The sequence below is a fragment of the Carnimonas nigrificans ATCC BAA-78 genome (genome assembly GCF_000526695.1).
Taxonomy (GTDB): domain Bacteria; phylum Pseudomonadota; class Gammaproteobacteria; order Pseudomonadales; family Halomonadaceae; genus Carnimonas; species Carnimonas nigrificans.
On record NZ_JAGO01000011.1, the window covers coordinates 250,085 to 267,242 of the forward strand.

The window sequence follows — 17,158 nt, forward strand, 5'->3', positions numbered from 1 at the left end:
GTGGGGCGGTAAAGTCAAACCTCTCACTGAAGGAGTACACCAATGGCTTGGACTGCGCCCAAAATTGAAGAAGTATGTGTTGCCATGGAAATCAACGACTACCTGCCGGCTGAATTCTAAGTCGCCATGGTCACGGCAATCAGGGCGGAAGAGGCTACCTCTTCCGCCCTTCAGTTATTGATCCTCGGCGCGGGTGCCGGCGGTGGTTCACCACAGTGGAATTGCGGCTGCACGGTGTGCCAGCAGGTGCGTGATGGCGTAACCGCGCCGCGTACCCAGGCATCGGTGGCGGTATCGGTGGATGGCACGCGTTGGTCATTGATCGACTGTGCCCCCGAAATATTGACCCAGCTCCAGAATGTGCCGGAACTTGCGCCAGCTCAATTGCGCCACTCGCCCATCGAAGCCGTAGTGCTGACCGGTGGCGATATCGACCATATCGCTGGGCTGCTGAGTCTGCGGGAAGGCACTCCGTTCGAACTATTGGCGACGGGCGAGCTGCACCAGACGCTCTCGGCCAACAGCGTCTTCGATGTGCTGCGGCCCGACGTGGTGCGCCGTACGCGCGTGGAGAGCGGCACCCCGTTTACGCTGCCGGGCGGTCTTCAGGCGACCACCTTCGCCGTACCGGGCAAGGCACCGCTGTATCAGCCCAACGAAGCCGAGAACATTGGCGCCGAGGGTGATACCACGATTGGGGTAGAGCTGCGCCACGCTGGTAAGCGGCTTTACTACATTCCCGGCTGCGCCCATCTTTCCGAGGCGCTGGCGGCGCGCATTCGCGGTGCTGACGTGGTGCTGTTTGATGGCACGCTGTGGCGCGATGACGAACTGATCGCAGCGGGGCTGAGCCACAAGAGCGGCGCGCGCATGGGGCATATCTCGATGTCAGGGCCAGACGGCTCGATGGCGGCACTCGCTGATCTTGGGATCAAACGACGTATCTATATTCATATCAATAACAGCAACCCGGCGCTGCTTGAGCAAAGCCCCGAGCGGCACATGCTGGAAGAAGCCGGATGGGAAGTCGGCTTCGACGGTATGCGCGTGACGCTATAGCGCTTTCCAGAAGGGGGAATAGTACGGTTTCTGCGCTATTCCACTCAGGCAGCCCCGGTGAGGCAAGTACGATGACGCAACAACAGGCAATGACGCCAGATGAGCTGGAGCAGGCGCTGCGCAGGATTGGCGAAGAGTGCTACCACCATCGTCACCCCTTCCAGCTCAGGCTGCAAAACGGTGAGCTGAACAAGGCGCAGGTGCAGGCGTGGGCGCTTAACCGCTATTACTATCAGGCGATGATTCCGATCAAGGACGCCAGCTTTATGGCGCGCTGTTTTGATCCCGCCATCCGCCGCGAATGGCGTCAGCGCATCATTGATCACGATGGCGACTCTCCTGAAAATGGTGGTATTCGCCGCTGGCTGGCGCTGACCGATGGCCTTGGCCTCGATCGGGAGATGGTTGAATCGACCCGCAAGCTGCTGCCGCAAACGCGCCATGCGGTGGATGCCTACGTGCACTATGTGGCGGAGCGTTCGCTGCTGGAAGCGGTGGCGTCATCGCTGACCGAGCTGTTTTCACCTATCGTGATCCCGATCCGCATGCAGGGCATGCTGGCCCATTATGATTTCATTTCGCGCGACACTCTGGCGTACTTCGAACCGCGCCTGACACAGGCACCGCGCGATGCTGACTTTGCGCTGCGTTATGTCAAGCAGCACGCGGTCACCCGGGAACAGCAGCAGCAGGTGCTTGATGCGCTGCGCTTCAAGTGTGGCGTGTTGTGGTCACTGCTCGATGCGCTGGATTACGCCTATGTAGTGCCAGGCAATCTTCCGCCGGGCGCTTTCGATCCGAAGAGGGATGTATGAGCGATCAAACGCCATCACGAGTGCCGGCACTCTCCCGCGGAGTGCGCATGCGTGAAGATAAAGCGCGCGGTGGCTGGGTGCTGCTGGCGCCTGAGCGCGTCTTCAAGCTCGATGATATTGGCCGTGCGGTGCTCGAGTATACCGACGGTGTACGCAGCGAGGCGGAGATTATTGATCTGCTGGCGGCCCGCTACAGCGCCGATAGAGCGCAGATTGCCAGCGATGTGGCGCAGTTTTTCGATGGCTTGAGCCAGCGCCGGGTACTTGAGTTTCACTGATGGCTATGCAAACCGATGCCCAACGCGCCTTCGCCGAGGCAGGCAACCCCGTGCCTATCGGGATGCTGTGTGAACTGACCCATCGCTGCCCGCTACAGTGCCCTTACTGCTCCAACCCGATCGAGCTTGAGCGCAAGAATGAGGAGCTCGACACTTCCGTATGGACGCGAGTGTTGCACGAAGCCGCTGAGCTGGGCGTGCTGCAAGTGCATCTTTCCGGCGGTGAACCGGCTGCGCGTCGCGATCTCGAACAGATCGTGGCGGCATGCTATGACGCTGGCCTCTATTCCAATCTGATTACGGCAGGGGTGAATATCAGTCGTGAACGGCTGGCGGCGCTGGTCGATGCCGGTCTTGATCATGTTCAGCTATCGTTTCAGGGCGCAACGGAAGCTACGACGGCGCTGGTATCGCATATGCCGAGCGCCCATTCACGCAAGCTGGCATTTGCTCATGAAGTTGCCCAATTCGGACTGCCGCTCACCCTTAATGCGGTGATTCACCGCGCCAATATTGAGCAGATTGATGACTTTATCGAGCTGGCTATCACGCTGGGTGCACGACGTATCGAGATAGCCCATGCCCAGTATTACGGCTGGGCGCTTGCCAATCGCGCGGCGCTGATGCCGAGCCGTGAGCAGACCATGCGTGCGGTGGATAAGGTGGAGCGCGCGCGTGAAAAATATCATGGCCGCCTGGTGATCGACTCGGTAGTACCTGACTACCACGCGCGCTATCCCAAGGCGTGCATGCAGGGGTGGGGCAGGCAAACGCTCAATGTGACGCCAGCAGGCAAGGTGCTGCCATGCCACGCGGCAGAAACGATTCCTGGGCTTGAGTTCTGGAATGTGGCCGAGCATAGCCTGGTCGATATCTGGAAAAAATCGCCGGCCTTTACCGCCTACCGTGGTACCTCCTGGATGCCGGAGCGCTGCCATGGCTGCGACCGGCGCGAGATCGACTGGGGCGGCTGCCGCTGTCAGGCGCTGGCACTGACGGGAGATGCCGCCGAAACCGATCCGGTCTGCGTGCATTCGCCCTGGCATGATGAGGTCAAGCAGATTGCTGAAGAAGAGAGCGTTCATCTGATCGACATGGAGCAGCAGGCGTTCCGCTACCGTCGTCCGGGCGGTTAGCAGCATCTCGGGCACGTTGCCGTTTAACGCGGCCCAAATACGCTAATAAGTTGGTGGCGCTCGCTGTGGTTGCTACACTTGGCGCCAGAGTGAGCCGCGCACTGCACGGCCTGTTTCGCCCGTTCTCCTGTACCGTTGCTCCTGTGTTTCTTCATCCAACTGAGTATTTCCCGCCGAATGAGCCTTGAAGCGCCCACCCAGGCTTCCCCCAACGCCTCTGAAAGCCTGTTTTTCGCTCGGGTGGAAGGGCAGGAGGTCAAGGAGCTGCCGCAGGATCTTTATATCCCGCCGGAAGCGCTGCGCGTTTTTCTGGAAACCTTTGAAGGCCCGCTTGATCTGCTGCTCTATCTGATTCGTCGCCAAAATCTCGATATTCTGGCGGTGAATGTGGCGGCGGTCACCCATCAGTACATCGAATATGTGGAGATGATGGAGACCAGCGGCATTGATCTGGCGGCAGAATACCTGCTGATGGCGGCGATGCTGGCCGAGATCAAATCACGCAGTCTGCTGCCGCGCCAGCCCCGTGAAGGTGAGTCCGACGATGAAGAAGATCCGACGGCGGTACTGCTTGAGCGGCTGCGCGAATATGAACGGCTGAAGAGTACGGCGGAAACGCTGGATACCTTGCCGCGTTTCGGGCGCGACTGGTTTTCGCCCAGCCCCGAACTGCCGCCTATTGAGGAGCGGCTGGTCTACCCTGAGGTGGCGCTGGATGACCTGTTGAAGGCGCTGGGGCGGCTGCTGTCGAAGGTAGAGCTGCAAAAAAGTCACCAGATCGAGCGTGAAACGCTATCTACCCGTGAGCGCATGAGCATGGTGATGGCGCGCCTCAATGCTGAGCATTTCGTGCCTTTCGAAGCGTTGTTCAGCCTTGATGAAGGTCGTCCAGGCGTGGTGGTCACCTTCATGGCGCTGCTGGAACTCGCCAAAGAGCAGATGATTGAGATTGTACAGAATGAAGCGCTGTCGCCGATTCATGTGCGGGCGCGCAGACAGCAGCAGGAGTCTGCCTTCGACGATGATGGAATGGAACGTGATGAGGCAGGCGAAGCGGCCTTTGACGGTGAGTGGGGAGCGTCTCAATGAGTGATTCGACAGCTACGCTGGATCGCATTGTAGAGGGCGCACTGCTGGCAAGCTCGGCACCCTTGTCGCTCGAACAGTTCGAGCAGTTGTTCGATGAGCACGAGCGCCCCGCGCGCGGCGAAATACGGGCGGCGCTGGGGCAGCTCGAACGTCGCCTTGATAATTCCGCCATGACGCTGCTTGAAAGCGCCTCCGGCTTTCGCCTCGCCATTGATCACGGGCTGTCACGCTGGGTGTCGCGGCTGTGGGAAGAACGGCCACAGCGCTATTCGCGGGCGCTGCTGGAGACGCTGGCGCTGATTGCCTACCGTCAGCCGGTGACGCGCAGCGATATCGAAGAGATACGCGGCGTCTCGATCAGTACCACCATCATGCGCACCTTGCTGGAGCGCGGCTGGATTCGGATAGTAGGGCACCGCGATGTGCCCGGGCGTCCGGCGGTATACGCCACTACCCGCAGCTTCCTTGACGATCTTGGTCTGGGAACGCTGGAAGAGCTGCCGCCGATGTCTGAATTGGCAGAGCGCTTTGGCGAAGAGCCGCAGCATGAGCAGGAAGATACCGAAGCCAATGCCGCGCGGCAGGCGACGCTGGAATTACTGCAAACCTCCGAGGAGGACGCCGATGCGCTGGATGATACCGGCGATCCTCTGAACGAGCCGCTACCGCAGGTAGCAACAATGGATTTCGGTCATTTGACCGAGCGACTCGATGAACGGCTTCAGAAACGCGCTGGCGGTAGCGCTGAAGCCCATGATACTAATGACGCTGACGACGCTCAGGAGAGCCACTCCGCTGATCCTGACCACGACAGCGCTCAACCCATTCACGACGAGAGGTCGTTTAACGATGAGTAATCACACTGCTGACAGCGAGAAGCTGCAGAAAGTACTGGCGCGTGCCGGCTATGGATCGCGCCGCGAAATGGAGACGGTGATCGCCGAAGGGCGCGTCAGCGTCAATGGTCAGGTGGCCACGCTGGGTGATCGTATCGACGGCAATGCCCAGGTGACGCTGGATGGTCGCCCGGTCACGCTGCGCAGCAATGAAGAGACACCACGGCGCGTCATCATGTACAACAAGCCGGAAGGGGAGCTGTGCACGCGCAAGGACCCCGAAGGCCGTCGCACGGTATTTGATCGCTTGCCACGTCTCAAGGGCGAGCGCTGGATTGCGATTGGGCGTCTTGATATCAACACCAGCGGCTTGCTGCTGTTCACGACCGATGGTGAGCTGGCGAACCGCTTGATGCACCCTTCTACCCAAATCGAGCGTGAATACGCCGTGCGCGTGATGGGCGAGCCTTCCATGGACAATATCCGTGCCATGGTCGAAGGGGTGATGCTCGACGATGGCCCCGCGCGTTTCACCGACGTGCAGCAGTTTGGCGGTGAAGGCATCAATACCTGGTTCCACGTCGTGATCCTGGAAGGGCGCAACCGTGAGGTGCGCCGCCTGTGGGAATCGCAGGAGCTGACGGTCAGCCGCCTTAAGCGCGTGCGCTACGGCAACGTGTTCCTCGACAAGCGCGCCCGTGCTGGCGAGTGGACCGAGCTGAATCAGGAAGAGATCGACGATCTGGCACAGCTCGCAGGCGTGCCGTTACGCAGCGCCCCCGAGCTGACGCCAGAGGAAAAGAATCGCTGGAATCGCGACAAGAACAAACGCCGTCCTGTGCGCGGGCTGCGTGAGCCGGGCACACGCTCGCGCGTCGATGATAAACGCGAGGCGCGTCGCTTCGGCAAAGAGGGAAAAGAGGATAAAGACGCCCGGAGCAAGCAGGCGCGTCCTCAAAAGCCACGTTCACCACGCCAGAAGTAGCATAGTGTGCAGCGTCCTGTAGCCCGTTGAGTGGGCAGGGCGTTTGGTGCTAAAGAGACCAACGCAGGCGCGATTCGGGTTAACGGATCGCGCCTGCGCTGCGTGTGGGGGACTGTATAAAGTTTGCGCCGAACGCCTGCCCTTGCTGGCATCGAGGGGGAGTGAGGCTTCGGCTCCGACGCGCAGATATATGTCGTCGCAGCGCAGCTGCTTCACTGATTGTGCAGGAAAGCTGCGCATGAAGGCGCATCGAGGTGATGCCTTGAAGATCGTTAAAAGCCTGAAATCTCACATTCTTATCGCGTTGTGCTTGCATAAAGGAAGGTGGCGAAGTATAGTACCGGCCCGTTGAGCAAGGGTCGTTAGCTCAGTTGGTAGAGCAGTTGGCTTTTAACCAATTGGTCGTAGGTTCGAATCCTACACGACCCACCACGTTTCGTGGCCCCTCGGTGTACCAGGCAAGTTGCCTCTGAGGGTCGTTAGCTCAGTTGGTAGAGCAGTTGGCTTTTAACCAATTGGTCGTAGGTTCGAATCCTACACGACCCACCAGTCTTGAACCCGACCGTTATCGTCTTGATAGCGGTCGGGTTTTTCTTTGCGTGAATGATTATCTCGCCCGATCGTGTGCGTACTCTCTGCCGACAGCTATCTCTTCGCGCGCGAGCATGGAGCAGACATTGTTTTCTGATCCGACAGCGTGCTGGCGCTGAGCCAAACGCCTGTTTGTAACGCAGTAGCGCCGATGTGCCGCAGACGTTGAGCAGGGCCTAACAAAGCCTGATTCCTGAAGGTGTGGGCGCCGTCAGCTTCATAAAACTTCATAAGAAGTCAGCTCAGTAAATGGCCCATTTGCGCTTTGCACAAGGGCCATGGTGAGCAAGATTGATAGGCGGTAATTGGGAAGAGGCTGGCAGTGTGGCGACGATCAAGCCAGCCTCGGCAGGGGCGTGAATCCTTCCCTGCTGGTGATTAATCGCTATTACGCCATGCCAGCCCCCATGAAGGCTGGGAGCGCCCCGTGAGCCTGCCCACCTTCTTCAGTACGCCGCATGATACTTCTACCAACCTGCGGTAGCGCATGGAAGGCATCACTATTTCCCGTCAGGGGGCGTCGGTAATGCCGAGGGTTTTCACGATACGGAGATAGAGGTAATTCTCCGGTACTTCGCCATTGAGCGAGCGCTTCAACTTCTCCAGAAAATCCCTGCCTGAATACTTGAGCAGGCGCGGCAGCTTGTAGGCGTCCAGATCAATGGCGACCAGCTCGCCATCCTTGACCAGAAAGTTCTTGGTATGCAGACCTCGGCAGTAGACGTGATGGCGGTACAGCGTCACGATCAAATCGACATACTTCTGTTGCAGGTCAGGATTATCGGGCAGCAGTTCGCGTAGCTGAACGCCCTCTACATCGCGCATCTCCAGATAGTAGGGTCTGGCGACCAGCACTTCCGGTACTTTGATGCCCAGCAGGGTCAGACGCTGCGCTACCTTCAGGAAATTGGTGCCAGGGGCAGGGCGAATGCCGGTGATATAGCGAAAGCGATCAAACGCCTTGGGGGTGAAGGTTTTGATAAATACCTTGCGGGCACGATCGTAGTGCACGTCGGAATATTTGCCGCTTTGAATGAATTCGAGCTCTTGATTACTCACCTGACTCTCTGACTCCATGCATTCCGTTCATCATCGTTGAGCGCGAGGGGCAAACGCTTGCCGCTCACGGCGGCCTGCTGCGCCGTTTCCAGCAGTACCATCAGCGTTGTTGCCTGTGTCGGCGATACAGGGTTTGCCGCCGTGCCTGCAATGGCGTCCCGCACGTCGGCATAATAGCGTGCCTGTGTGCCGCGCGGTGTCGCAAGGGCGGCTGGTTCGCCTTCACTCTGATAGTGAAGCAGGGGGTCATTATCGACACCAAAATGCTCATCAAGAGGTGACGCGCCCTCCTTGAGCTGATCCTCCTGCCCATCTGCGCCTCGTTTCAGCAGGCTGCCTGTGACGCCGTGAGCCATAAAGCGGGGGGTAGGCACGGCGCTTAACATGCTGGCGTGCAGCGTGACGGTCAGCGCTGGCTGCTGCTCTTGCGCGGGGTAGTGAAGAATCACTTGAGCCCAGTCATTCACCTGCGCCGCTGGGCGGTTGGTGGTGATGGTGGCCGATACCTCGGCAGGCGGGCCGAACAGCACCAGAGCCTGGTCGGCGAGATGGGGGCCGAGGTCGAACCACAGCCCCGAGCCGGGCAACGCCTGCTCGCGCCAGCGGTCGCGCACCTGAGGGCGAAAGCGGTCGATGCGAGACTCGAACTCCACCACTTCGCCGATGAGGTTGTTTTCAAGCGCGCTGCGCATCGCCAGAAAATCGCTGTCCCAACGCCGGTTCTGGAAAACGGAGAGCAGCCGCTTGTGCTCTCTGGCAAGCCGTGCCAGTTCCCGGGCTTCAATGCTATCCAGAGTGAAGGGTTTATCGACCACTACGTGCTTGCCCGCTTCCAGCGCCGCTTTTGCCAGCGCAAAGTGGCTCTCGTTGGGCGAGGCAATTACCACGAGGTCAATGCCGTCACAGGTGGCAGCCTCAAGCGGTGAAGCGATGACCCGAGCCGTAGCGTCAAAGGGAGCGAGAGCCTCCTCTACCTTCTGCGGATGGCGCGACGCCACCACCTTCAGCTCCAGACCGGGGGTGGTGACCAGGTAGGGGGCATGGAATGTGCTGCCCACGAAACCGAATCCGATCAATGCGACCGACAATGGCGCTGTCATCAGAACCTCCCTGAGTGCGAACGTAGGAAAGCGCCCAGTGTATCAAGGTTGCCAGCCCTGTGCGTTGAGGGGGCTTGCGCGGTATTGGCGGTGGTTACCGGTACGGTGGATAACGTGATAGAGACACCGCGACGTTCGCAGGGGCGCAGGGAGGTGCGATACTGTGACGCATCACGTCATGATGCACGCTGCATCGGAGATACTCACGTTCCAGCATGATCAAAATGGAGGGAAGGGGAATCATGGCAACTGTGGATCAAACGCCGTTAGAGGCGGACAAGATGGTCGATGCGCGAGGTCTGGCCTGTCCGCTGCCGCTGCTGAAAGCCAAGCAGGCACTCGCGGCCATGGAAGCGGGGCAGCGTCTTGAACTGTGGGCGAGCGATCCTGGTTCGTGGGAAGATATCGCCAGTTTCGCCACGCTCTCCGCCCACCAGCTCGCGCTTAGAGAAAAACTGGAAGGCGATTATCACTATATTCTGGTGCGCGGTTAGCGCGTTTTCATGAGTGGGCGGCAAGTTGCTGAGCGGCTGTCAGCACCTCTTCTACGTGCCCCTTGACCTTCACCTTGCGCCACTCTTGTGCCAGTTTGCCTTCGGCATCAATCAGGAAGGTGCTGCGTTCGATGCCGTAGTGCTCCTTTCCGTAGAGCTTTTTCAGCTTGATAACGTCGAAGGCACGGCACAGCGTTTCGTCTTCGTCGCTGATAAGTTCGAAGGGAAACTGCTGCTTGGCCTTGAAGTTCTGATGGCGCTTGAGGGTGTCCCGCGATACGCCGAGAATCGAGGTATTGGCAGCGCTGAATTGGTCATGGAGCGCAGCAAAATCCAATCCTTCCGTGGTGCAGCCCGGGGTTGAATCCTTCGGATAAAAGTAGATCACCAGCTGTTTACCGGTAAAATCGGAGAGCCGCACGGTCGCCGGATCGGATGAATCTCCGTGGGTGGCAGTGGCGGTAAAATCGTCGATGGGGCGGTGCAGGCTAACGCTCATGAACGCTTTCCTTGGGAATCAAGTGAAGGGGAAGTGCAGCAACAGATCGGTTTACCTATAAAGGCTGCTGTACAGTCAACGCGCTCAACAGTACCATTTACCCTCAATACTAGTCAGCGCTCGGAATGCTTTGTGCATTAAAGGCGAGTACGGCTCCCCAAGGCCATACTTGCAAGTGGGCGTGCGCCGCACTACCGTTACCCAGCCGCGAAATAGGGAGTAGCTTTTTACATGATCACGGGCAGCATTGTTGCGCTGGCGACGCCGATGAACGACGTCGGCGAAATAGAGTGGGAAGCGCTACGGCGATTGGTGGACTTTCATGTTGAGCAGGGCACTGAAGGCATCGTTGCTGCTGGCACTACCGGCGAGCCTTCTACAATGTCTTTCGATGAGCACGTCGAGGTGCTACGCGTTATCGTCGATCAAGTGAATGGGCGTATTCCTGTCATTGCCGGCACGGGGGCCAATGCCACCTGGGAAGCGGTCAAGCTGACGAAGTGTGCGCAAGAGCTGGGCGCCGATTACTGTCTTTCGGTGGCGCCTTATTACAACCGTCCCACGCAGGAAGGCATGTACCAGCATTTCAAGGCAGTAGCGGAAGTGGGGCTGCCCACCATCCTCTACAACGTGCCCAAGCGTACCGGCGTTGATATCGACAATGAGACGGTATTCCGCCTCGCTGAACTCGACAATATTGTTGGCCTGAAAGAAGCGACAGGCGACATGGCGCGTGCCGCTGTGCTGGTGGAGCACTTCAAGGGCGGCAATTTCGCACTCTATTCAGGCGATGACCCCACCGCATGTGACTTCATGACAGCGGGCGGTCAGGGCGTTATCTCGGTATCTGCCAACGTTATTCCGCGTCTGATGCACGAAATGTGCGCAGCCGCCCTACAGGGCAATCCTGAGCGCGCGCGCGAAATTGATGCTCAAATGGCGCCCGTCAACGATGCAATGGGCGTTGAACCCAATCCTATCCCGGTAAAATGGGCGCTTAACTATATGGGCCTGGCGGGCAAAGGCATCCGCCTTCCCTTGACCCGGCTTTCCGAGCAACACCACGCGGTGGTTGCAGAGTCCCTCGCCCTGGCCAAAGTGGTGAACTAATGGTGCTGAAGTCTTTTGCTAGTCGCGGTCTATATGCCGCTCCCGCGTTTGCGCTGCTGCTGAGCGGCTGTAGTTTCTTCGGTGGTGGTGAGTACACCGATCGTAATTACGAGTATTACCATGCAGACATGACCTCACCGCTGGAGCTGCCGGCAACACGCGATAACACTCAGTATCAGGATCTGATGCCGGTGCCCAATGCGGCGCAGGCTTTCGTAGCGCCAGAAGGCAAGTTCAAGGTGCCGCGTCCCAACACCCCGGGAGGCGAGCAGCCTGCTGCTGGTGGTACTGTGCGCGACCAGGAGGCCAATGGCCAGCGCTGGCTGATTGTGCCGGGCACGCCCTCTCAGGTATGGCCGCGTCTGGTTGATTTTGCGCAAAACTCCAGCAATATCCAGGCACTTACCCCGGCTCAGGGCCAGATTGAAGCCGACGATTTCACTATCGCTGTGCGTCAGGGGCAGCGCCCCGGTACGACCGAGGTGTACTGCCTGACCAGAAACACCACTAACCAGCAGTGCGTTACTGATCTCCAGAGCACGCTCTCTTCCAGTTCTAATCAGTAGTGCGATTTGCATCGTTAGGTAGCGGCAGCAAAGGCAACGCTACGCTTATCCAGAGTGATGAAGCTCTGGTGCTGGTCGATTGTGGATTTGGCATGCGCGATGCGTTGTCGCGCATGGAGCGTCTGGGGGTTACTCCGACCGATATTGATGCGCTGGTCATGACCCATGAGCATGGCGATCATCTGCGCGGCGTCAAATCACTGGCAAAACGCTTGAAGCTGCCGGTCCATTTGACGGCGGGTACCTGGATCGCCAGTCGTCTTGATGGTCTGGAAGGTATTCATCTGGTAACGCCAGAACAGCGTTTCGAGATCAAGGATCTGGCGATCGACCCGGTCACCGTTCCTCACGACGCCCGTGAACCGGTGCAGTATCTGTTTGAAAGTGGCGGCAGTCGACTCGGTGTGCTTACCGATATCGGGCATGTGAGCGAGCATGTATATCGGCGCTTTGCCGGTTGCGATGCCCTGATGCTTGAACTCAACCACGACCGCACGATGCTGGCAGAAGGGCCTTACCCGCCGTCGCTCAAGCGTCGGGTTGGAGGGCGCTGGGGGCATCTCTCCAACTGTCAGGCGGTGGAGCTTCTCAAGCAGTGGGGCACCGATAACCTTCAGCAGGTTGTTGCTGCGCATCTGTCAGAAAAGAACAACCTGCCCGAGCGTGCTCACGAAGCCCTGGCGCCGCTGTTCGACCACGACAGCCGCCGCTTCAAGGTGGCCGATCAATGGCTTGGTGTGGAGTGGCAAACCCTTGAGCGCACGGCGGTGGCCGCACTTTAGCCCCTGTGATATTACTTACCGCGCTTTTGTCAGCAGAAGCGTTCCCGGAGAAGGTGCAATGGAAAAACGCGACGAATTATATGCAGGCAAGGCGAAGTCAATTTTCGCCACCGACGACGCTGATCTCTTGATCATGCATTTCCGTGATGACACCAGTGCCTTTGATGGCGAAAAGCTTGAGCAGCTTGAGCGCAAGGGGCTGGTTAACAACAAATTCAATGCCTTCATCATGTCACGGCTGCGCGATGCTGGCGTACCGGTACATTTCGAGCGTCTTTTGAACGATCAGGAGTCGTTGGTCAAACGCCTTGAGATGATTCCCGTCGAATGTGTGGTGCGCAACTACGCTGCGGGCGGCTTGGTGCGTCGTCTGGGAGTAGAGGAAGGGCGCGAGCTGACACCGGCTACCTACGAACTGTTCCTGAAAAACGACGCGCTGCATGATCCGCTAATCAATGAATCGGTCTCCATTACGCTAGGCTATGCCACTGATCAGCAGCTGGCGGAGGCCAAGGCGCTCTCGTTCAAGGTTAACGAGGTGCTGACCGCCATCTTCCGTGAAGCGGGCATCCTGCTGGTCGACTATAAGCTTGAGTTCGGTGTACACAACGGCCAACTGATGCTGGGGGATGAGTTCTCGCCCGATGGTGCCCGCCTGTGGGATGCTGAAACCCGCGAAAAACTCGATAAGGACCGCTTCCGTAAAGGGCTGGGCGGCGTGATCGAGGCTTATGAAGAGGTTGGACGTCGTATTGGGGTCAAGTTTGACGAATAACGTCTGACGCTTTTATACGCCATGTTGAAAGGTCCGGGCCGGCTATAGCGGGTTCGGGTCTTTCTGATGTTAAAAGATGCAAGCCAGACCACGTTACGCCTACTGGTTCTCCCTTTTTCAGTAGTTATTCCTTCCATCCGACGCAGCGCTTGGTGAATGAATATTGCCCGATCCGCGCAGCGCTGAGTGCACGTATTTCAATCCATGAAAATTAAGGAATTTTTAATATGGGTTGGGGTATTGTCATAAAATCGCGTAAAATGATTTTCGAACACTGTTTTATAATATGTAAATATCGTGGATATATAGTTGGTTGTCGCGAGTAAGTAATTATGTCCCAAAAATCTCTCTTTAAAAGAAAGCGTCGTCAGCTCAAGCTGGCGATGCGTCGTTTTATGCTGGGTAGCGCCTATAGGGAATGGCAGAGCAAGCTGGCAAGCCAGCAGCCGATTGTGGAGCCGGCAAAATTCAATCGTGAGCTGGTGGATCGGCCGCTTTACCTCTATTGCCACAGGAAGTGGAGCAAACAGGCTCGCTTGGCAATGGTGCGCGATCACTACGACTGGTACCTGGATTCAGAAAAAACGCAGCCACTGCGTCAGCAACTGGTCAAAAACCATCGCATCGAAGTGAATCGTGTGGAGCTGAAAGGCGGTGGTTACTACACCACGACGCTGGCACCGTCCTCCTTTCCTCGGGAAGGTGAACTGGCAATGTCTCTGAACGATGAGGAAGGGCGTCGCCTGTGCATGGTGATCTTCAGCATCCATCGCAGTAACGGCGTCATGACGCTGTCGATCGGTGGCCTGCAAGGAGCTGATCCGGTGCTGGGCAAGGATGCGATCAAGGTGGCGGCGCGACAAATGTATGGCTTCCGTCCCAAGAACTTTGTGCTGTCGATGATCTATGCATTTGTTGATGTCTACGATATTGCGCAACTGCTCGCTATCAGCAACGCCGCACATATCAAGCACAAGCACATCAAATCGAGTTATGACGAGCTGTGGCAGGAGCTGGGCGGTGTTGCGCACTCTGACGGTTTCTATCAGCTACCGCGTCATGAGCTGGTCAAGGATATCGCCGATGTCAAAAGCAAGCATCGCAGAGAATACCGTCGTCGGCTAGCGCTGCGTGATGCGGCCACCAGCGCCTTGCAGAATGCTCTGCTGGGGCGCCTTAGTGACGCTGACAATGTGCAGACCGCGACTTCGGCGGCGGCTCCTCATGGGATGTGATGGCTGAGCCGTAAGTGGCTAGCTGGCGTTTGCCGACGGCAGGCGGGTGATATCAAGCACTTCGACAGCAGGCGCGGCAATCGGGCGCTCTTCTCCTTCCTGATGAGGAGCTGTCAGGGCAATGATCCTGAAGCCGATATCATACTCCCCCAAACGAACAGCATAGCGCCGTTCGTTTTTTATCGAATGGTAAGCAGGGCGCGGGTCTTGTCCCAATACTTCAGTAATCAGCACTTCCAGCGTGGTAGGGTCAGGTTGCTGCGCCAGGGTTTGTCTGGCAGCTGCGCTAAAGGTGACCGGACAGAGGGAAGGCGGTGCGGGCGCAAAGCCAGCCCGAGCATCGGGAATGCTCTCACTCCAGGGAAGATAGGGTTTTATATCGACTACCGGGGTGCCATTGACCAGATCGTGGCCGCGTATAAGTAGCTGCACCCCATGATCAACCTTCACTTCAAGCAGCTCGACCAGCGACAGCCCCAGGCGATTGGGGCGAAATGTGGCGCGTGAGGCGAAGACGCCAATCTTGCGATTTCCCCCCAAACGGGGCGGGCGAACCAGTGGACGCCACTGGCTGGGGTTCAGATGGAAGATAAAGGTGAGCCACAGATGGCTGAAGTTTTCCAGCCCGCGCACCGCATCAGGATCAGCGAACTCTTCTCTCAGTGTGACCCGTGCCTGCGCCGATGGAGCAAGCCCCGGCTGGCGCGGAACGCCGAACTTATCGGGGTAACAGCCGTCAATAGTGGCGATCGGGGTAAGGCTGAAAGAGGTGCTGCACATTGCAAGGCAAACCTGTCATAAAAGGGCGGGTAGTGTAGCAGGCGCACGAGTGTTATCGCGATGGCGTAAGTTGATGTGAACCGGTAGGCTTTGTCTACCTGGCTATTGATGTAAAACGGAATGCATTTTTCTATGGTTGATATAAACGCGCATGCCGCTCATGAAAAATCAGCTGCTTACCGTAAAGGTGATCAGTTTTTCAGTGAGCGGCGCGGTAACCTATGGTTGCTGGCGATTGGGCTGACGGTGCTGCTGGCCGGTATGGTAGTGGTTCTGCTCACCACCTACCACCAGCATGCGCTGCCTTCGGGGCTGCCCGTAGTGCTGGCGATGGGCGTGTGGGGAATGCTGCTGGTGTTCCATATTCACCGTCGTCGGCGCTGTTCGCCTGCGCTGCGTCTTGAAGCAGAACAGCTACGCTACATTGGCGGAAATCCGCTGGCCCCCAGCATGCAAACACTGCGCTATGCAGATATCGAAGGCATTGTGTCGAAATCGGTATCTTCGACGCTGCGCCTGCGGTTGATCAGTGGCAAGTACCGCTCGATTCCGATAGGTATGCTGTCGCGCACAGAGCGAAAGCGCTTTCTGGAAGCGGTACGTGAGCGCCTTCCTACCGTGCCACGCAAGAAAACTGCCGCTTGAATGTGACAGCGGGGCGATAACGCTACTTCTCTTTATCGGTGGATGAATAAGAGAGTGTGAAGAAAGAGAGCGGGCCAGCATTGATTGCTGGCCCGCTGTCGTTGGAGCAGGAAGGCTGGACGCTCAACTCTGGTACGGAAGCGGCCTATTCCCTGGCGAGGGAAACATTGTGATGAATCACGGCATTATCCTGATGCTGCTCCAGCGCCAGCTCTACCAGGCGCGTCAACAGCTTGTCGTAGGGCAGTCCGGTGGCTTCCCACAGCTTGGGGTACATGCTGATACGGGTGAAGCCTGGCAGGGTATTGACCTCATTGATCATGAGCCCGCCATCTTCACACACGAAGAAGTCAACTCGGGCGAGGCCCTGGCATTCGAGCACCTGAAAGGCTTCCACCGCGGTCTGGCGTACCTTTTCGGCTACGCCTGTCTCCAGCTCCGCTGGAATGACGAGGCCCGCGCCGCTCGCACTGATATATTTGGTGGCGTAAGAGTAGAACTCATCGTGCAGTACGATTTCGCCGCACACGCTTGCCCTGGGGACTTCACGGCCACCGCTGTTGCCAAGCACGGCGCACTCGATTTCCCGGCCATTGATGGCCTTCTCGATCAGTACCTTGTGGTCGTAGATGAATGCCTCATCAAGGGCGGCGGCGAGATCGTTGGCCTGCTTGACCTTGGTAACGCCTACCGAAGAGCCTTGACTGGCTGGCTTCACGAACAGCGGCAGCCCCAGCTCATCAATCATCGCCTGCGTATCAAGGTGGCGGCGTGACTGTCGCGTCACGGTGACCGATGGCGCGACCGGAATGCCCGCGTCACGCAGCAGGCGCTTGGCGATATCCTTGTCCATGCACACCGCAGATCCCAGCACATTACTGCCCACGTAGGGAACATTGAGGATATTAAGCAGCCCTTGCAGCGAGCCATCTTCACCGTGACCGCCATGCACCACGGGCAGTGCCACATCAATATCGTCGAGGGCGCTAGAGGATGTGCCGCTAAGACGCCACTGGCCCTCACAGTGGGCAGGAGCAAGCATCAGCGCTTTTGTGGATGGCGCCAGCGCAATTCGTTCAGGATCATCCGCATTTTGCAGGAAGTCATCTTCGCGTTCGGCCACTAGCCACTGGCCTTGCTTGGTAATGCCGATGGGGACAATCTCGAAGCGTGACGAATCGAGTGCTGCGGCGATGTTCTTTGCTGATTGCAGGGAAACTTCATGTTCAGTCGAGTTACCGCCGAAAATCAGCGCAATACGTAGTTTTTTCATGGTGTCGCTTGGCGTCAGTGTTCGTAGCAGGAAGTCTACACGGCCCATCCT

General features: G+C 57.9%; 20 protein-coding genes and 2 tRNA genes. 17 read left to right on the forward strand and 5 right to left on the reverse strand.

The features are described from left to right. Positions 1 to 42 precede the first annotated feature (42 nt). The 10 genes from pqqA (at position 43) to L881_RS0104865 (ending at position 6,747) form a co-directional block, all read left to right on the forward strand. Entirely contained in the window at positions 43 to 120 is a 78-nt protein-coding gene (gene pqqA / locus L881_RS14100; protein ID WP_084055412.1) for a pyrroloquinoline quinone precursor peptide PqqA, read from the forward strand. A gap of 6 nt (positions 121 to 126) precedes the next feature. Then, positions 127 to 1,059, forward strand: a complete 933-nt coding sequence (pqqB, locus tag L881_RS0104825) for a pyrroloquinoline quinone biosynthesis protein PqqB (RefSeq protein WP_051464793.1) — start codon at positions 127 to 129, stop codon at positions 1,057 to 1,059. Positions 1,060 to 1,130: 71 nt separating this feature from the next. Further along, positions 1,131 to 1,874 carry a pyrroloquinoline-quinone synthase PqqC gene (gene pqqC, locus L881_RS0104830; protein WP_025732588.1) on the forward strand — a complete coding sequence of 248 codons (744 nt, stop codon included), beginning with the start codon at positions 1,131 to 1,133 and terminating at the stop codon, positions 1,872 to 1,874. After that, entirely contained in the window at positions 1,871 to 2,152 is a 282-nt protein-coding gene (pqqD, locus tag L881_RS0104835) for a pyrroloquinoline quinone biosynthesis peptide chaperone PqqD (RefSeq protein WP_025732589.1), read from the forward strand. The genes pqqC and pqqD overlap by 4 nt, the downstream gene beginning before the upstream one ends. Continuing rightward, on the forward strand, positions 2,152 to 3,288 hold the full coding sequence (gene pqqE, locus L881_RS12840) for a pyrroloquinoline quinone biosynthesis protein PqqE (RefSeq protein ID WP_051464794.1): 1,137 nt from the start codon (positions 2,152 to 2,154) through the stop codon (positions 3,286 to 3,288). The genes pqqD and pqqE overlap by 1 nt, the downstream gene beginning before the upstream one ends. A gap of 177 nt (positions 3,289 to 3,465) precedes the next feature. Next, positions 3,466 to 4,377, forward strand: a complete 912-nt coding sequence (locus tag L881_RS0104845; RefSeq protein WP_025732590.1) for a segregation and condensation protein A — start codon at positions 3,466 to 3,468, stop codon at positions 4,375 to 4,377. Further along, entirely contained in the window at positions 4,374 to 5,234 is an 861-nt protein-coding gene (gene scpB / locus L881_RS12845; protein WP_025732591.1) for an SMC-Scp complex subunit ScpB, read from the forward strand. The genes L881_RS0104845 and scpB overlap by 4 nt, the downstream gene beginning before the upstream one ends. Next, a complete protein-coding gene (gene rluB / locus L881_RS0104855) occupies positions 5,227 to 6,198 on the forward strand; it encodes a 23S rRNA pseudouridine(2605) synthase RluB (RefSeq protein ID WP_025732592.1) in 972 nt (323 codons plus the stop codon). The genes scpB and rluB overlap by 8 nt, the downstream gene beginning before the upstream one ends. 356 nt (positions 6,199 to 6,554) lie before the next feature. Next, a tRNA-Lys gene (locus tag L881_RS0104860) sits at positions 6,555 to 6,630 on the forward strand. 41 nt (positions 6,631 to 6,671) lie between these two features. Next, a tRNA-Lys gene (locus tag L881_RS0104865) sits at positions 6,672 to 6,747 on the forward strand. A gap of 552 nt (positions 6,748 to 7,299) precedes the next feature. On the opposite strand, the gene L881_RS0104870 is transcribed toward L881_RS0104865, so the two are convergent. Then, a complete protein-coding gene (locus L881_RS0104870) occupies positions 7,300 to 7,848 on the reverse strand; it encodes a BUD32 family EKC/KEOPS complex subunit (protein ID WP_025732593.1) in 549 nt (182 codons plus the stop codon). After that, a complete protein-coding gene (locus L881_RS0104875) occupies positions 7,845 to 8,948 on the reverse strand; it encodes an oxidoreductase (protein ID WP_025732594.1) in 1,104 nt (367 codons plus the stop codon). Before L881_RS0104875 ends, L881_RS0104870 begins: the two co-directional genes overlap by 4 nt. Before the next feature lie 242 nt (positions 8,949 to 9,190). Between L881_RS0104875 and L881_RS0104880 the strand changes: the two genes are divergently transcribed. Further along, positions 9,191 to 9,442: a sulfurtransferase TusA family protein gene (locus L881_RS0104880; RefSeq protein WP_025732595.1), complete on the forward strand. Its 252-nt coding sequence runs from the start codon at positions 9,191 to 9,193 to the stop codon at positions 9,440 to 9,442. A gap of 7 nt (positions 9,443 to 9,449) precedes the next feature. Here L881_RS0104880 and L881_RS0104885 read toward each other — a convergent pair whose 3' ends face one another. Next, positions 9,450 to 9,941 carry a peroxiredoxin gene (locus L881_RS0104885; RefSeq protein WP_025732596.1) on the reverse strand — a complete coding sequence of 164 codons (492 nt, stop codon included), beginning with the start codon at positions 9,939 to 9,941 and terminating at the stop codon, positions 9,450 to 9,452. A 231-nt stretch (positions 9,942 to 10,172) separates the two neighbouring features. Here L881_RS0104885 and dapA point away from each other — a divergent pair, with 231 nt between their 5' ends. From dapA to L881_RS13375, 5 genes are all read left to right on the forward strand, one after another. Next, positions 10,173 to 11,051 carry a 4-hydroxy-tetrahydrodipicolinate synthase gene (gene dapA, locus L881_RS0104890; protein ID WP_025732597.1) on the forward strand — a complete coding sequence of 293 codons (879 nt, stop codon included), beginning with the start codon at positions 10,173 to 10,175 and terminating at the stop codon, positions 11,049 to 11,051. Next, positions 11,051 to 11,617: a hypothetical protein gene (locus tag L881_RS12850; protein ID WP_025732598.1), complete on the forward strand. Its 567-nt coding sequence runs from the start codon at positions 11,051 to 11,053 to the stop codon at positions 11,615 to 11,617. The genes dapA and L881_RS12850 overlap by 1 nt, the downstream gene beginning before the upstream one ends. Next, on the forward strand, positions 11,617 to 12,399 hold the full coding sequence (locus tag L881_RS0104900; RefSeq protein ID WP_025732599.1) for an MBL fold metallo-hydrolase: 783 nt from the start codon (positions 11,617 to 11,619) through the stop codon (positions 12,397 to 12,399). The genes L881_RS12850 and L881_RS0104900 overlap by 1 nt, the downstream gene beginning before the upstream one ends. A gap of 58 nt (positions 12,400 to 12,457) precedes the next feature. Beyond that, entirely contained in the window at positions 12,458 to 13,174 is a 717-nt protein-coding gene (gene purC, locus L881_RS0104905) for a phosphoribosylaminoimidazolesuccinocarboxamide synthase (RefSeq protein WP_025732600.1), read from the forward strand. 332 nt (positions 13,175 to 13,506) lie between these two features. Next, entirely contained in the window at positions 13,507 to 14,409 is a 903-nt protein-coding gene (locus L881_RS13375) for a VirK/YbjX family protein (protein WP_025732601.1), read from the forward strand. An 18-nt stretch (positions 14,410 to 14,427) separates the two neighbouring features. Here the strand turns inward: L881_RS13375 and tsaA are convergent, their stop codons facing one another. Then, positions 14,428 to 15,189: a tRNA (N6-threonylcarbamoyladenosine(37)-N6)-methyltransferase TrmO gene (tsaA, locus tag L881_RS0104915; protein WP_025732602.1), complete on the reverse strand. Its 762-nt coding sequence runs from the start codon at positions 15,187 to 15,189 to the stop codon at positions 14,428 to 14,430. Positions 15,190 to 15,321: 132 nt separating this feature from the next. Between tsaA and L881_RS0104920 the strand changes: the two genes are divergently transcribed. Next, positions 15,322 to 15,834, forward strand: coding sequence for a hypothetical protein (locus L881_RS0104920; protein ID WP_025732603.1), 513 nt, complete (start codon positions 15,322 to 15,324; stop codon positions 15,832 to 15,834). A gap of 145 nt (positions 15,835 to 15,979) precedes the next feature. On the opposite strand, the gene ddlA is transcribed toward L881_RS0104920, so the two are convergent. Beyond that, positions 15,980 to 17,107 (reverse strand): D-alanine--D-alanine ligase, encoded by a 1,128-nt coding sequence (ddlA, locus tag L881_RS0104925; RefSeq protein ID WP_025732604.1) that lies wholly within the window; start codon positions 17,105 to 17,107, stop codon positions 15,980 to 15,982. Between the last annotated feature and the right edge of the window lie 51 nt (positions 17,108 to 17,158).

Excerpts from the sequence above, each read along its gene's own strand:
- pqqA (WP_084055412.1), top strand. The coding sequence starts at position 43 with ATGGCTTGGACTGCGCCCAAAATTGAAGAAGTATGTGTTGCCATGGAA.
- pqqB (WP_051464793.1), top strand. The coding sequence starts at position 127 with ATGGTCACGGCAATCAGGGCGGAAGAGGCTACCTCTTCCGCCCTTCAG.
- pqqC (WP_025732588.1), top strand. The coding sequence starts at position 1,131 with ATGACGCAACAACAGGCAATGACGCCAGATGAGCTGGAGCAGGCGCTG.
- pqqD (WP_025732589.1), top strand. The coding sequence starts at position 1,871 with ATGAGCGATCAAACGCCATCACGAGTGCCGGCACTCTCCCGCGGAGTG.
- pqqE (WP_051464794.1), top strand. The coding sequence starts at position 2,152 with ATGGCTATGCAAACCGATGCCCAACGCGCCTTCGCCGAGGCAGGCAAC.
- L881_RS0104845 (WP_025732590.1), top strand. The coding sequence starts at position 3,466 with ATGAGCCTTGAAGCGCCCACCCAGGCTTCCCCCAACGCCTCTGAAAGC.
- scpB (WP_025732591.1), top strand. The coding sequence starts at position 4,374 with ATGAGTGATTCGACAGCTACGCTGGATCGCATTGTAGAGGGCGCACTG.
- rluB (WP_025732592.1), top strand. The coding sequence starts at position 5,227 with ATGAGTAATCACACTGCTGACAGCGAGAAGCTGCAGAAAGTACTGGCG.
- L881_RS0104875 (WP_025732594.1), bottom strand. The coding sequence starts at position 8,948 with ATGACAGCGCCATTGTCGGTCGCATTGATCGGATTCGGTTTCGTGGGC.
- L881_RS0104880 (WP_025732595.1), top strand. The coding sequence starts at position 9,191 with ATGGCAACTGTGGATCAAACGCCGTTAGAGGCGGACAAGATGGTCGAT.
- L881_RS0104885 (WP_025732596.1), bottom strand. The coding sequence starts at position 9,941 with ATGAGCGTTAGCCTGCACCGCCCCATCGACGATTTTACCGCCACTGCC.
- dapA (WP_025732597.1), top strand. The coding sequence starts at position 10,173 with ATGATCACGGGCAGCATTGTTGCGCTGGCGACGCCGATGAACGACGTC.
- L881_RS12850 (WP_025732598.1), top strand. The coding sequence starts at position 11,051 with ATGGTGCTGAAGTCTTTTGCTAGTCGCGGTCTATATGCCGCTCCCGCG.
- purC (WP_025732600.1), top strand. The coding sequence starts at position 12,458 with ATGGAAAAACGCGACGAATTATATGCAGGCAAGGCGAAGTCAATTTTC.
- L881_RS13375 (WP_025732601.1), top strand. The coding sequence starts at position 13,507 with ATGTCCCAAAAATCTCTCTTTAAAAGAAAGCGTCGTCAGCTCAAGCTG.
- tsaA (WP_025732602.1), bottom strand. The coding sequence starts at position 15,189 with ATGTGCAGCACCTCTTTCAGCCTTACCCCGATCGCCACTATTGACGGC.
- L881_RS0104920 (WP_025732603.1), top strand. The coding sequence starts at position 15,322 with ATGGTTGATATAAACGCGCATGCCGCTCATGAAAAATCAGCTGCTTAC.
- ddlA (WP_025732604.1), bottom strand. The coding sequence starts at position 17,107 with ATGAAAAAACTACGTATTGCGCTGATTTTCGGCGGTAACTCGACTGAA.